10 protein-coding genes are annotated in these 14688 nt (G+C 67.1%); 8 read left to right on the top strand and 2 right to left on the bottom strand.

What is annotated here, in order from left to right:
- Positions 1–511 precede the first annotated feature (511 nt).
- The 8 genes from KF688_18715 (at position 512) to KF688_18750 (ending at position 12246) form a co-directional block, all read left to right on the top strand.
- On the top strand, positions 512–2035 hold the full coding sequence (locus KF688_18715; GenBank protein MBX3427718.1) for a hypothetical protein: 1524 nt from the start codon (positions 512–514) through the stop codon (positions 2033–2035).
- Positions 2036–2135: 100 nt separating this feature from the next.
- On the top strand, positions 2136–2951 hold the full coding sequence (locus KF688_18720; protein MBX3427719.1) for a hypothetical protein: 816 nt from the start codon (positions 2136–2138) through the stop codon (positions 2949–2951).
- 75 nt (positions 2952–3026) lie between these two features.
- The gene (locus tag KF688_18725; protein ID MBX3427720.1) at positions 3027–3656 is read left to right on the top strand and encodes a MotA/TolQ/ExbB proton channel family protein; all 630 of its coding nucleotides are present in this window, start codon (positions 3027–3029) and stop codon (positions 3654–3656) included.
- A gap of 67 nt (positions 3657–3723) precedes the next feature.
- Entirely contained in the window at positions 3724–4239 is a 516-nt protein-coding gene (locus tag KF688_18730) for a biopolymer transporter ExbD (protein ID MBX3427721.1), read from the top strand.
- On the top strand, positions 4240–4752 hold the full coding sequence (locus KF688_18735; protein MBX3427722.1) for a biopolymer transporter ExbD: 513 nt from the start codon (positions 4240–4242) through the stop codon (positions 4750–4752).
- Positions 4753–4806: 54 nt separating this feature from the next.
- Entirely contained in the window at positions 4807–8271 is a 3465-nt protein-coding gene (locus KF688_18740; GenBank protein ID MBX3427723.1) for a PQQ-binding-like beta-propeller repeat protein, read from the top strand.
- Positions 8272–8332: 61 nt separating this feature from the next.
- Entirely contained in the window at positions 8333–10810 is a 2478-nt protein-coding gene (locus KF688_18745; GenBank protein MBX3427724.1) for a hypothetical protein, read from the top strand.
- A complete protein-coding gene (locus KF688_18750; GenBank protein MBX3427725.1) occupies positions 10807–12246 on the top strand; it encodes a hypothetical protein in 1440 nt (479 codons plus the stop codon). Before KF688_18745 ends, KF688_18750 begins: the two co-directional genes overlap by 4 nt.
- Positions 12247–12368: 122 nt before the next feature.
- Here KF688_18750 and KF688_18755 read toward each other — a convergent pair whose 3' ends face one another.
- Together KF688_18755 and KF688_18760 are read right to left on the bottom strand one after the other, a co-directional pair.
- Positions 12369–13742 carry a serine/threonine protein kinase gene (locus KF688_18755; GenBank protein MBX3427726.1) on the bottom strand — a complete coding sequence of 458 codons (1374 nt, stop codon included), beginning with the start codon at positions 13740–13742 and terminating at the stop codon, positions 12369–12371.
- A 91-nt stretch (positions 13743–13833) separates the two neighbouring features.
- Positions 13834–14535, bottom strand: a complete 702-nt coding sequence (locus KF688_18760; GenBank protein MBX3427727.1) for an RluA family pseudouridine synthase — start codon at positions 14533–14535, stop codon at positions 13834–13836.
- Between the last annotated feature and the right edge of the window lie 153 nt (positions 14536–14688).

Below are 14688 nucleotides of genomic sequence, written 5' to 3' on the forward strand. Positions count from 1 at the left end.
AATCGCGGATGTTCGCGAGCCGAAATCAGCGCGGTCTGCGCCTGGGCGAATGAGCGGACGTCGGTCGTGCGAGTCGGGCCGATCGGTGCGACTTCGACCGCCGAGTCTCTGCGTGGACGGGAGATCGAGACAAAAGGTTCCCTTTCCCCAACCCGCACGCCGTGCGCAGCTTGACAGAAGGAATCGACGCGGTTTACTGTTTAGGTTGCGCAAGCGCTTAGGGGCCGATGACTTACGCTCACGAGCAAGTCACTCTGTCGGCCTGCTGATCGCGTCCTGGGTTGCTCGTTTCGGAACGGCGGCGACCCGTCGTCCCCGCCGGATGGCGCGCACGGAACAGAACGTGGCCAAATCTGCTGAAATCACCGAGTCAACCGGGCTTCGCGCCGTTGTCGCTCCCGGGGGCGCGTCCGCGTCTCGCGGGCTGCTGCGCACGTGCCGGCGACACCTTGCGGCCAGTGCCGTCGCGCTGGTCGCGGCGATGCCGGCCACGGTTCCCTGCGCACGCGCAGTGAACCCCGATAGTCCCGAAGTTCGGGAGTTGGTCGAGAAGGGGCTCGCGTTTCTTGAGAAGGAAACCGATCACCGCTTGGGGGGGAAGGCCCTGGTCGGGTTGACCTTTTACAAGGCGGGCCGCGGCAAGGATCATCCCCGCGTCAAGGAAGCGATCGAAGCCTGTCGCGGCGAGGTTGGCGCGATCGCCGAGGAAAACGAAATCTACAGCAAGGCGATCGCGGCGATCTTTCTCATCGAGATCGGCGGACACGACGCCCTCGCCGCCCAGTATTGCGGCATGCTCCAGGCCCACCAGAAAGAACACGGGGGTTACAGCTACGTCAGCTACCAAACGGGCGATACGTCGCAGACGCAGTACGCGGCGCTCACCTTCTGGGAGATGGTCAACAACGGCGCCAGCCCTAAAGCCGAATCGGTGCAGAAGTGTCTCACGTGGCTCATGCGCACGCAGGACCCGAGCGGCCTGTGGGCCTATCAGGGGCATCTCCCCGAGGACGGCGATCCCAACAAATTGATCCCCCAAGAGGAGCGTCCCGGCCAGTCGATGACGGCCGCAGGCCTGGGGGCGGCGCTGATCATGGGCAATGCCATGGGGCTGCTGAAGCCCCCGGCGGAGGAGATCGCTTCCGGAGGGGGCGAGGACTTGCCCGCCGCGCTCCGCCGGGCGGACGAGGGGCCGAAGAAACGGGTCGTCACGATCCCCGCCGGCGACGTCGACAGGAAGCGCCTGCTCGCGGCGGTCGAGCGGGGCAAGGCCTGGTTCGACAAGAATTACAAAATCGAGAATGCCGAGTACCAGAGCTACTATCTCTACTCGCTGGAGCGTTACCGCAGCTTCGAGGAGTACATCGACGGCCTCATCGACGAGGAACCGAGTTGGTATCAGGACGGCTTCCAACTGCTGAAAAAGACGCAGCAGGGAGACGGGGCTTGGGACGACTTCGCCGGCAAGCCTTGTGCGACCGCGTTTTCAATTCTGTTTTTGTTGCGATCGACTCAGCAGACGATCAAGGCGAGCCTTGGCGAAGGAACGCTTGTGGGAGGGCGCGGCCTGCCCCGCGATCTGTCGAAGGTGCGCCTCAAGGGAGGCATGCTGGTCGTCGAGACCAAGCCGACCGAGGTCGACCAACTGCTGGGGATGCTCGACGACACTGAGAGCGACGCTCTAGACGCGCTGCTCGACGATCCCGCCGCACTGCGGGTCGATGCAGTGAGTCCCAAAGACGCCCGCCGGTTGCAGCAAGTCGTCCGCAGCGGCAATCCGCAGGCGCGGGTGCTGGCCGTCCGCGCGCTGGCGAAGATGCGCAGCCTCGATTACGTTCCCACGCTGCTGTTCGCGATGACCGATCCCGACCGTCGCGTGGTTCGCGAGGCGCGGGACGGCCTCCGACTGGTCAGCCGCAAGTTCGAGGGCTTCGGGCTGGGGGACAACTTCACCGACGAAGAGCGCGATTTGGCGCTCGACAAATGGAAACAGTGGTACCGTACGGTTCGCCCCGACGCCCCCCCGTTGCCGTGACGGTCCGGGGCAGCCCGTTTTCATCCTCCGCCGCGTCTTGCCGATGGCCGTTGCACCGTCCCCAGACCGTTCGACTCGCGAGCCGCGCTACGCGCTGCCCGTGAACGCGTTCGACCGGACGGCGACGCTGCTCGTTGCGCTGTTGTTGATGGTCGGCACGGGGGTGGCGGGGTTGTCGATCGTGTTTTTCTCGAACAAATTCGGCGAGACGATCCAGGCGATCGAGTTCGTGCCGGTCGAGGCGTCAAGCCCGAACGCCAACCAGGGGATCGCCGAGGAACCGGAACCGCCCGGGGTGCAGGACGCCCCGGAACTCTCCGAGCCGCAGTTGCAGGACACGCTCGATGCGCTCGATGCGATGTCGCTTGATGCGGCGATTTTGTCCGACGAAGCCATCGACGCCGCCAAGGAAGCGGGCAAGGGCGAAGGGCTGGGAGACGCCCGACAGGCCGGGACCGGCGGGGACGGGGTCGTCGAACGCGTCCCCCGGTGGGAGCGGTGGAAGATTCGGTTCGAGCCGACCTCGCCCACGGCGTTCGCCGCTTGGCTTGACCAGTACAAGATCCGTGTCGGCGTGATCGGCCGCGACAACAAGCTGCACGTCGCGTGGAATTTCACGGGGGCCGTCGAGACCGAGACGGCCGAGTCGGTGGATTACAATGCGTGGGGCCGCACCGTGCCGGCCGACGGGCCGATGCCCCGGCTCACCAAAGAATTGGCCGCCAAGGCGGGCGTGGCGCGGTTCGGCAACTTCGCGCTGCTGTTTTTCCCGTTCGAAGCGGAAGCGTTGCTGTGGACCATCGAGAAGGCGGCCAACGAGTCGGGCGACCCCAATCGAATTCGCGAGACGGTGTTCACCGTCGTCGAGAGTCGCAACGGCTACACGTTCGAAGTCGTCGATCAAAAATATTTTTAGCCGGGCGAGCGCCGAGCCCGTATTCGATCTCCCATTCACATTATTTCTTGCCGAGCCGTCGCGCAACTTACGAACATGCCTGACCTGTTTACCATCATCGGTTGGATCGTCTATTTCGTCATGGGAGTGCTGGCTCTGTGGGGCGCGTACTGCGTCATCATGGTCTGGCGGCGCGTCTCCGACACGAGATTCGTCGACGAGGAGGAGCAAGCCGAGTTTCTCGCCGAGTTGGAACAATCGCTCGGCGCGAAGAAATTCGACGCCGCAGTCGAATTGTGCGAAGGCGATCGCCGCGCGATGCCGCAGTTGGCGATGTTCGCCGTCGCGAACCGCGACCTGGGATACGCGCGGTTGCGGCGCCGAATCGGCGAGCGATTTCAACAAGACGTGATGGCCGACATCGAGCATCGGCTGAGCTGGGTCGCGACCGTCGCCAAGTCGGCCCCAATGATCGGGCTGTTGGGGACGGTTATGGGCATGATGGGCGCTTTCGCCAAGCTCGGCGGCAGCGAGCAGGTCGACGCCACCCAAATGGCGACCGACATTCAGTTCGCGCTCACGACGACCGCGCTGGGGTTGGCGATCGCCGTGCCGTTGGTCCTTGCCACCGCCAGCGTGAACGTGCGGATCCGCAAGATGGAAGACCTCGTCGGGGTGGGACTGGGACGGATGTTCGAAACCTTGCGAACCCTGCTGCCGGCTTGAAAGCCGTTTCGCATAAGCCCGTCGGTCGTCGTCCGCGCTCCGTTCCGATTCCCTTTGCTCGCTTGCCATGGCCGAAGTTGCCGCCAAAGCCGCTCCCTCGCTCGTCGACGAAGATTTCGACGACGGTCCGCTGCTGGGCGGAGAGTCGAAGCTCCCCGACGCTGAGATGGACATCACGCCGATGATCGACGTGACGTTCCTGCTTTTGATCTTTTTTATCGTTTGCTCGACGATGGACCCGAGTTCGGCGGTCGACTTGGCGGCCGCCAAGCACGGCCAAGCGGTCGGCGAGCGGGAGTGCTTCATCATCACCGTCGTCGCCGGCGGGATGGATCAGGCCCCGGTCTATCTGGCCGACGGCGACGTCGGCGACCCGTTGTCGGAGGATCTCGACGAACAGAACGAACAGATCCGCGCCGCGGTCGAAGAGGCCAAGAACGGCGACGGCAAGACCAAGCCGAAGCAGGACGTGCTGATCAAGGCTGATCGCAACGTGGCTCACCGTGACGTGGCGCGAGTGATCAAGGCGGTGTCGAAGGTTTCCGACATGCGCATCCACCTTGCGGTGGCGGAGGCGAGATAGATGTCGCACGACCATCAAGGGTCGCACGAGTTCGACGAATTCCTCACCACCGAGGAGATGGAAGCGACGCGCCCCCGCGACGTCGACGACGAGATGGATCTCACGCCGATGGTCGACGTGACGTTCCTGTTGTTGATCTTCTTCATGATTACCGCGGCGTTCGCGGCGTCGAAGGCGATCAACGTTCCCCCGGTCAGCGACGACGCGGCGCAAAACCAAGTGGTCGACGATCCCGAACTTGACATGATCACCGTGCGGATCGACGCCGACAACGTGTACTGGATCGCCGCCCCCGCATGGCCCGACGAGCAGCGGGCGATGAGCGCCGCGGCGATGCGGGACAAGCTGCGCGAGGCACGGACCGACGGCCCGAAGCCGCCGAACAAACTGCTCGTGCAGGCGCACGGCGATTCGCGTCATGAAAGCGTCGTCGCGGCGCTCGACGGCGGGGCCGGCGCCGGATGCGAGGAGATCGCCCTCATGAGCTACGAAGACGGAGACTTGGATTTCTAGTCTCCCCCCGACCCGCTTTCGCTCGCACCCCACGAACGCTCACCCGCTGACGCCATGACGCCCGACGATTTTCTTGACGTCCTCGCCGAACGCAAATCGGTCTCGACCGGCGTGATCGCCCAACTGCGGCAGAAGGTGCGGCAGGGAGACCACCGGATCACGTCGAAGAGCCTGTTGAAGTTTCTGGTGAAGAAGGAACTGATCGACCGGGACGAGGCGAAGCGGTTGCTGGAGACGTCGTTGATCGTCAGCCCGGGTGCCGAATCGAGCATCCTGGGGCTCGTGCCGCTGCCGAAGCGGCCGAACCAACCCCCTGCGACGCCCCCCGCCGAACCCCCTGCCCCGATAAGGCGACCGGCTCGCGAGGAGGAGCCGATCGCATTGATGCCGGCCGAGGAGCTGCCGGCGGCCCCCGGCGGGCTCGAGAGTCTGCCGGGCGATCGGAGCTTGTTCTCGTCGGCAGGGCTCGACGACGCGGCCGCCGGACATGACCCGCTGCTTGAGGCCGAGGGGGGCGCTGGCGCCGACGGTTCCAGCGGGAAAAAGAAGCGATCCCGAAAAAAACGCGACCGTCGCCGGCAGAATGAATGGGACTCGCCGCTGATCTTGCTCGGGTTCGGGGGCTTGGCGTCGCTGCTGATTGCCGGCGCGGTGATCTGGTACCTGCTGTTCCGCGAGAACGCCGACAAACTGCTCCAAGACGCGGGCCGGTTGTTCGACGCGGGGTCGTATTCGCAGGCGATCACGCAGTACGAAAAGTTTGTCGCCGATTTCCCCCGGCACTCGGATGTCAGCCAAGCCCGGGTTCGGCTGGAGATGTCCAAGCTGTGGCGCGACACGACCGGCCGCAGCGACTTCACGACCGCGCTCGCTACGGCTCAGGCGACGACTGCCGCGATTCAGGACGAGCCGGCCTTCAGCAGCGAAGGGGAGTCGGGGGGCGGAAGCCTCTCGCAAGCGAAGAGCGAGCTTTCCGAGTTGCTCGCCAAGATCGCCACGGGGCTGGCGGCCCAGGCTGAACAGGCGACCGAGCCCGCGGAGATTCGCCAGCTCATCGACTCCTCAAAGAGCGCGGTCGGGCTCTGCATGAACACCAAGTTCGTCCCGCAACGGCTGCGGCTGGACAGCGAGTTGGAATCGGTTCGCGAGACGCTCGAGCGCGTCCAGCGGCGGCTCACCCGCAACGAGGATCTTGCGCAGACGATCGCCGCGATGGACGCCGCGATCAAGGCCGCCGACCCCGCCGCGGCGTTCACGGCCCACAAGGAACTGCTGGCCACCTACCCGATGTTGGTGACCGACGAACAATTGGGGGCGAAGGTCCGCGAAGTGTCGGCCGCGGAGCAGGCCTTGGTGAAGTTCACCGCCGAGCCCCGCGCCGCCGAAACCGCCGAGCGCCCCGCTCCCCTGGCCGCCGCGATCGCTCTGGCCGAGCGACTAAGCTCTGCGGGCCCCAGCGGCGAGACGGGCGCGATCGCCGTGCGGATCGACGGCGTGCTCTACGGCCTGTCGGCCAGCGACGGGACCCTGCTGTGGCGTCGGCCGGTCGGCGTCGGCGGGACCGCCTTCGCGGGGCCCGACGATCTGCAGATCGCCGTCGACTCGCTTCATCAGGAGGTCGTCGCCGTGGACGGCTCTTCGGGCAAGCTCGCGTGGCGCCAACCGCTGGGGGAAGCCCTCGGTCAGGGCGCCCTGCGTGACGCGACGCTGCTCGTCCCCGGCGCGTCGGGCAAGTTGTACGTCCTTGACGCCGTCAGCGGCGAGTTGCGCGGCCACGTCCAATTCAGCCAGCCGATTCGCATTCCCCCGGCGTTCAGTCCCCGCGGCGACCGAGTCTATGTCGTCGGCGATTACTCGAATCTTTATACGCTCGACGCGCAGACCCTGTCGTGCTTGGGAGTCTACTTCGTCGGACACGCCAAAGGGAGCGTGCAGGCCCCGCCGCTGCCGGTGCTCAACAAGGTGCTCGTCGCCGAGAACGCCGGGGTCGAGACGTGCCAACTCCACGTCGTGGGGCTCGACAAACGGCAAGCGGCGATGCAGCCCGTGACGGTGTTGCGGTTGAAGGGCCCCGTCGTTACGCCGCTGTTGTCGGCCGGGCGTCGATTTGCGGCGCTCACCACGTTGGGCGAGGTCGCGGTGTACGAAGCGGGCGCCGGCGACGACGCGGCGGCGATCACGCAACTCGCCAAGCGAGACGCGAACCTCGCCGCATCGATCGCGCCGTTCGGGATGCTCGTCGAGGGGACTCAGGAGTCGCACCTGTGGGTCGCCGCGGGCAACTTGCAGAAGTTCGCGGTCCAACCGACCGGCAATCGGCTGCCGGTCCGCACGCTGCCGCGCGACTATCCTGGAGACGTGTTCGATCAGGCGTTGCTCCGAACCGGCGAAGTGCTGATCCATGTGCGGCGTCCGCAAAACGGCGGAGGCGCGATCGTCGAAGCCCTCGATCGCGACACCGACAAGACGCTGTGGGAGACGCGGTTGGCCGCTCCCGCCGCGGGCGCCCCGGCGGTCGATCCGCAGGGGTTGCGGATCTCGGCGGCCAGTTCCGCGGGGGGCGTGTACCTGCTCGATCGTCAATCGCTCGGCCGCCGCGTACAAGATCGCCCGCTGCGGGCCGAGGGTCCCGGCGGACAGGTCGCCCTGGACGAGTTGGTCGACCTGGGCGGCGGCCGCATGGTCGCCGGCGCCGTGGGAGCCAAGACGCTGCTTCTATTCCGCCCCGATGCCCCGCGCGATTCGCTGCTGCCGTTGCCGTTGCCGGCCGCGCTGGCGTGCGAACCGATTCCCTGGGGAGAAGGGGTCGTCGTCCCCACGCAAATCGGCCAAGTGTTTTGGTTGAGCGCCGTCGATGGCGGACAGCTGGCCGCGCCCTTCCAACCGCGGATGGAGCCGGGCCAAGACGTCGCTTGGTTGGCGCCGACGGCCGTCCCCGGCAGCGAGCTCCGGTTCGCGATCAGCGACGGCGCGAAGAAACTGTATCTCGTCGGCGTGCAAGGCGTCGGCGCTCAGGCGGCGCTGGCGGTTGCGGCGGAGGTCGAACTCGGCGAGGCGTCGCTGGAAACTCCGCTCGCGGCGATTGCAGGCCGCATTGTCGCGGGCGACTCCCAGGGGAATCTGGCCGCGTTTGACGCCGCGACTCTCGCCCCGGCTGAGCCGACGTCGCTCGGCGGACGGATTACCTGGGGACCCTTCCCGCTCGGCCCCCCCGGGGGCGCCGCCGAAGCGGTGTTGGCGGCTCTTGATTCCGGGGAAGTCGTGGCGATCTCGCCGACGGCCGGCGTCGCGTGGCGGCAGCAGGTCGCCGGGCAACTCGGCGGGCGACCGCTGGTCGAGGGCGACGGCGTCTGGCTGCTCGACGTCGAGGGCCGCCTGATTCGGCTCGCCCTGAAAGACGGCCAGGAATCGGTGCGCATCGAGCTGGATGAGCCGGCCGTCTTCGGCCCGGTCCCCTTCGGCCCGCGATTGGTAGTCGCCGGCAGCGACGGGGCTCTTTTGGTCGTCAATCGACCGTGAGCGACGCAATACCCGCCGGACTTCGCCCGATACGACGCACGAACACGACTCGACGGCAACAATGAGCCTGAGCTTCCGACAGACCGACGCCCTGGCGCCCGCGCGAAGACTGCGATTCGCGCTGGCGAGCGCGTGCGCCTTGATTGCGCTTGTCGTCGTCGGAACGAGTCTCGCCGCCGAAGATGCCGGCGAGGATGCCGCCGGCGAGTCGATCGAAGTGCCGCAGCGGCTGCTTGATCGCCCGCCGTTCGATCGCGTGACGCTCGACGCGGCCAGCCAGGGAGCGGTCATCGAGTCGGTGCTGCTGGACCTGCCCGATCGCCGCAAGCTGCGACCGTTTCCCCAGCAAGGCTCGCTGAAGATACGCCGACTCAGCAATCCCTCGACCCCGTACGAAGCGTCGTGGTCCGCGATTGCGAAGATCGAGCTGTACGAAGAGATGCTGCTGGCGGAGGCGCAACGGCTGACCGCCGCCGGCGCATTGACCGAAGCGTTCGAGTACTTCGGATTCCTGCTGAAGAACTACCAGGATTTGCCGGGGATTGAAGACGCTGCCCAAGATCACCTGTGGCAGGACGCGGCCGCGTCGTTCCGCGAGAAGCGGTTGGAGGACGCGCTGGCCAGTCTGCTGGCCCTCTACGATCGCAATCCGGCACACTCCCGGCTGGCGGGCGCCGTCGACGCGGTGAGCGACGTGCTAGTCACCCAGCGGTTAGCCAAGGGAGATTTCGCCTCTGCACGCACTGTGATCGACATGCTCGAGGCGTCGTTTCCCCAGGCGAAGCTCGCCAGCGTGGCCAAGTGGCGCCGCAAGTTCCGGGACGATGCGGCGACCGAGCTTGCCCGCGGACGACAGGCGATGGCCGCCGGGGAGTTCGCCGCGGCGCGAGCAGCCGTCACCCACGCCAGGGCGATCGACCCGGGAATCGAGGGCGCCGCGGCGCTGCTCGCCAAGATTCAGGACGCGGCGCCCGAGATTCGCGTCGGCGTACTGCAGGGGGCCCAGGTCGACGCCGGGGCGAATCCGTTGGAATGGGCGATCGTGCGCGCCCGGGGGCTCACCGACCCGCAGTTGATCGAGATGCCCTCGTTCAGCGCCGAAGGGGGGGACTATGAATCTCCCTGGGCCAAGATCGACACCGACGACGAGGGGGTCGTCACTACTCTCTTGGCCGGCGAGTCGGGGCGCCGCTACGGCATCACGGCCGCGGCGATCGCTCGCCGGTTCTTGGCGATGGCTCGACCGGAGGGTGGATTCTACAGCGATGGATTCGCCGCATTGGCCGCCGCGGTTGACAGCGAGGGGGACGAAGTTCGCATCACTTGGCGGCGGCCCCATATCCGCCCGGCCGCCTTGCTCACGACTCCGCTGCGGGGGCTCGGAGGACCGGCGGCGGCCGAATTGTGGTTTGAACGCGACGCCGAACACGGCATGCCTGCTGAGGCGCGCTATGCCCGGGCGGCGATGACGGATGAATCGCCCGGAGCGTCGACGGTCCCGCGCTACATCGTCGAACAGGCGTTCGACGACGACGAGGGGGCCGCCGCGGCGCTCGCCGGCGGTTCGATCGATTTGCTCGACCGGGTCCCGCCGTGGCAGGTCGAACGTCTGACGCGGGCCGACGGCGTGCGGGTGGGTCGATACCGGTTGCCGACGGTGCACGTGCTGCTGCTGAACTACGACAATCCGCTGTTGGAACTGCGGGAGTTTCGGCGGGCCCTCTGCTACGGCACGGATCGTCAAGGGATCGTCCGCGACCTGCTGCTGGCGGGACGCGAGCAGATCGGGTTCCGCGTCCTCAGCGGGCCGTTTCTCGCCGGCGAGAACTCGACCGACCCGATCGGATACGCCTATCTGGAGCAACTCGCCCCCCGGCCGTACGAGCCGCGGTTGGCCTCGGTGTTGGCGTCTGTGGCACGGGGAGCGCTGGCCAAGCGGAGCGCCGCAAGCGATGCCGCTTCGCAGTCCGCGGAAACCGATGACGCGGCGACCGACGAGGACGACTCGAACTCCTCCGAAGAGTCCGAGGAGAACGGCGACGACAAGCCTGCGGCTGCGCCCCCGACCCCGCTGCGGCTCGTTCATGCCGGCGATCCGGTCGCTCGGCTGGCGTGTCAGTCGATCAAGAGCCAGCTCGATCAAGTCGGCATTCCCGTCGAACTGATCGAAATCGGCAGCGAAGAGGATACGGGCGCCGACGGCAAGTACGACCTCGTCTACGCCGAGTTGGCGATGTGGGACCCGATCGTCGACGCCCGGCGATTGCTCGGTCCGCGCGGCATCGCGGGGCAGTCCTCGGCCTACATGAGCCTCGCGCTCGATCGGCTGGAACGCGCGGAAAACTGGTCGCAGGTCATTCAACGGGCAAAGGAACTCCATCGGATCGCCCATTACGATCTGCCCGTGATCCCGTTATGGCAGACGGTCAACTACTACGCCTACCGCGACTGGCTGCAGGGAGTCGGCGAAGGACCGGTGACGCTCTACCAGAATCTGCCGCAGTGGCGCAAATCGTTCGCCGAGGGGGACCAGCCATGAGCCGTTCCCTCCGCCGCATTGCTGGCGTCGCGCGACTTGTCTTGCTGCTCGCGGCGGCGTTTGTTGCGCGATCGACCGATGCCCTCGAGCAGAAGTTCTGGGGCGTTACGCCGTACCGCGTCCGGGTCGAGGTCGCGGTCGACGCTGCGCTGCGGCCTGAGCCGCAGTTGGCGGAGCGTCTCGCGGCGGAACTCGCCGAGCGGATCGACGGAGCGATTGGGCCGTTGTGGCGACTGGAGATCGTCGCGACCGAAGGGCCGCGCCGCTGGTCGATCCTCCGCGAACTCGACGCGATCGACCGACGCGAGCCGACCGTGCCGGATCTCGCCGTCGACAAGCTGCTGCTGTTGGCGGTTCGCGCCGAGCGGAGCGGCTGGCGAATTGCGGCACGAGAATACGACGACTACCTCCGCCGGTGGGGCGAGGTCGGCGAGCGTACGGCGCCGCAGCGCGAGCTTTTGGGAGAAACCTGTTTCGAGCAGTTGGTCGCCGTGTTTTCGCCGTTGCTGTTGGTGCGCCCCCTGGACGAGGACGACGAGCGTGTCGAGCTCCTTCCTCGCGGGCGCGAGTTGCCGACGCCGGCGGGCGAAGCGCTGTTTCTGCGCCCCGGTCAACCGCTGCAACCGCTCATTCGTCGCACCGATCGCGCGGGCGAGTTGCTTCCCGACGGCGTGTCGAACGTTCCGTGGACCTATCTCGAAGCGATCGAGCCGCAGACCGACGGCAGTTGGCTGGCCGAGGTTCGGTCGGGGATTCGACGGCCGTTCCGGGCCCGGCGTCGCGGCCAGTTCGAGCAACTGGCGGTCGGGTTGCGCCCCTCCGGCGACTCGACCACGGTGCGTTTCTACGCCCGCAACAACCCCGCGACGGGGCTCGCCGGCTACGAAGTCTTCCGCAAGCTGCCCGGCGACCAGGGGACGGAACTGGTCGGCGTGACCAACCGCGACGGCGAGGCCACGATCCCCCGCTATGCCGAATCGGTGTCGACGTTGTTCCTGCGCAGCGACGGGCAGTTGCTGGCCCGTATCCCCGTCGTGTCAGGGACCGCGACGCGGGTCGAGGCCCCCATTGCGGACGACGGCGCCCGGTTGCGGGCCCAGGCCGAGTTGCGAACCGTGCGCGAGGACCTGATCGATTTGGTCGCCCGGCGCGCGATCCTCATGGGGCGGGTCCGGGCTTATCTCAACGGGGGACGCCTCGACGACGCCAAGCGGTTGATGACGGAGCTGAGCGGCTTGGCGACCGTCGCGGAGTTCAGCAGGCGGATCGACGTCTCGCAACGAGCCAACCGCTCCCCCGATCCGCAGGTGCAGGAGCGAATCGACGCGATGTTCGCCGACACGCGCTCGCTGCTCGCAAAATTCCTGAGCATGAAGCAGATCACCGAGCTGCAAGCTGAAGTGAACCAAGCGAGCGCGGCGGCGGCGACGGAGTGAGCGCCTCCCTGCCGGCACGCGCGATCTCTTGGCAATGCACTTCAGATTCGCCGCAACAAGGCGCGAAAGGTTCCCCAGGGGTTGCGGTACGGTCCTGAGCGAGCTGACCGACAGGCGATCGGTCATCGCCCCATGCCCACCCACAACGCCGCTCCGATCCCCGTGGCGATCGCGGCGAACAGCAGCAACCGGGCCAGCGGGCTGAGGAGCCGTTCCTTCGGCTCTAAGGGCGACCCGGCCGACTCGCCGACCGCGGCCGGCGACGCCGCACTTCCCTGCGGTCCTGAGCCCTCGACTCGCGTTCGCGAGCCGCTGGCAACAGGCGTGCCGCCGCCCCAGGAAGAGGGGGTCGCGTCGACCCCCTCGGCGGGCAGCGTGTCGGCCAATCCCGCGGTGATCAGCGATCGTTCCTGCTGCTCGCCGGCGCATTGCCCCAAGGCCTGCAATCGGCGTTCGTCCAGCCGCTCGGTCCATGGCCGCAATCGTTCGACGACCTCGGCCGCCGTGGCGATCCGATCCTCGGGACGCTTGCGGGTCATCGCGGCGATCAGATCCATCAGGTCGTCGTGCACGGCCGAGTTGAACCGCCGGGGCGTGATCGGCAACTCCTCGACGTGCCGCCGCAGCTTCTCGCTGGTGCGACCGCCGGGGAACGGCACCTTGCCGGTGACGGCGTAATACAGCGTGCACCCCAGCGAATAGACGTCGCTTACCGGGCGAACCGCCTGGGGGGAGAGGACGCACTCGGGGGCGAGGAAATCCGGGGTCCCGACGATGTTGCTCCGCTCGGCGGCGGGGGCGGGTTCGGCGTCGTTGGCGAACGCGGCGAGTCCCAGATCGGTCAGTTTCGTGCGGCCCTCGGGCGTCACCAGCAGGTTGCCCGGCTTCACGTCGCGATGCACGAGCCCTCGTTCGTGGGCGTAGGCGAGCGCCTCGGCCGCTTGGGCGATGACCCACGCCGCCTGTTCGTCGTCAAGCGGACCGTGATGCCGCACGAGACGCCGCAAGTCGGACCCCGGCACGTACTCGGTGACGAGATAATACGTCTCCCCGTCGCGATCGGCGAACGACAGCCGCACGAGGTTCGGGTGATCGAGCTGCGCCTGGGCGCGGATCTCGCGACAGAAACTGGCGATCGACATGGGCGTCATCTGCGATCGGGGCAAGACTTTGATCGCCTCGATGCGGCCTAGCAGTTGGTGCTCCCCCTTGAACACGTACCCCATGCCGCCGCGGCCGATCGCGTCGAAGATGCGGTAGGGCCCCAGGGTGAACTTGGTGCGACCCTGACGCAGCTGCTCGGCTTGCCAGCGGTTCACGAAGCCCAAAGCGACGAGGTGCTCGGCCAGCAGTTCGTCGGTGACGTCGTTGAGACACCGATCGCCCCCCGCCGAGCCGGCCACCAGCGCATCCCACGCCCGGTCGATTTGCGCCTGGGTCAAGAGCCCGCTGGCCAGACCGGCCTGTTCGAGGAGTGAATGAGGCGAGGAGCTCACGGGCAAAGTCGCACCGGGACGAAGGAATCGCGCCGCACCGCCGGCGGCGCGATCAAGTGTACCTCGCCTCGGACGGCTCGGCAAAACGGGGCTACTCCTCGAAGCCGTCCAGCAGCGCAGCGGCGTCGCGCCGTCGCCGCCACGAGCGCGGCAGCGGGGCGAGGATCTCCAGCGGCTCGCGCCGCACCGGATGTTCCAGCGCGAGGAACCTCGCATGCAGCGCGATTCCCTCCGGAAACGGCTCCGTGCTGCCGTACTTGCGGTCCCCAAGGATCGGCCAACCCGCCTTAGATAGTTGCACGCGAATCTGATGCTTGCGACCTGTCTCCAATTCGATCTGCACGTGCGTCAGTTCTCCGCGGGAAGCGAGCCGGCGATACGCCAAGCGAGCCAGTCGGGCGTCGGGACACGCGGCATGCGTCGCATGAACCCGGCGATGGCGCTCGTCGTGCCGCAGGTAGTGTTCGAGCTCGCCCGCCGCCGGTTCGACTTCGCCCGCGACGATCGCCCAGTAGATCTTGTCGACCCGGCGTGAACGAAACGCTTCGCTCAGCCGAGCCGCCGCCTTGGAGGTCTTCGCCAACAGCGTGACGCCGGTCACCGGGGCGTCGAGCCGGCTGACGATCCCCAGGTAGACGTTCCCCGGCTTCTGATACGCCTGCTTGAGATAGTCCTTGGCGATCGTCAACAGGCTCGCCTTGTCCTCGCTCACCCCCATCGTGGGGAGCATTGCCGGCTTGTTGACGGCCAGCAGATGGTTGTCCTCGTACAGAATGTCCAGCGGTGCAGGCATGTCGATCGACGGGCAAGAAGAAGTTCGGCGCCCGGGGGAGAGCGTCGTCGCGGGCTATGCGCTACAATGCGTTTGCTCCCCGCAGCTTACCCCAAGCTCGGGCGAAGCGAAGCGGTCGATCGGCGCCAAACCCGATCCGTCCCCCGAACCGGC

The organism is Pirellulales bacterium, from assembly GCA_019636345.1.
Taxonomy (GTDB): domain Bacteria; phylum Planctomycetota; class Planctomycetia; order Pirellulales; family Lacipirellulaceae.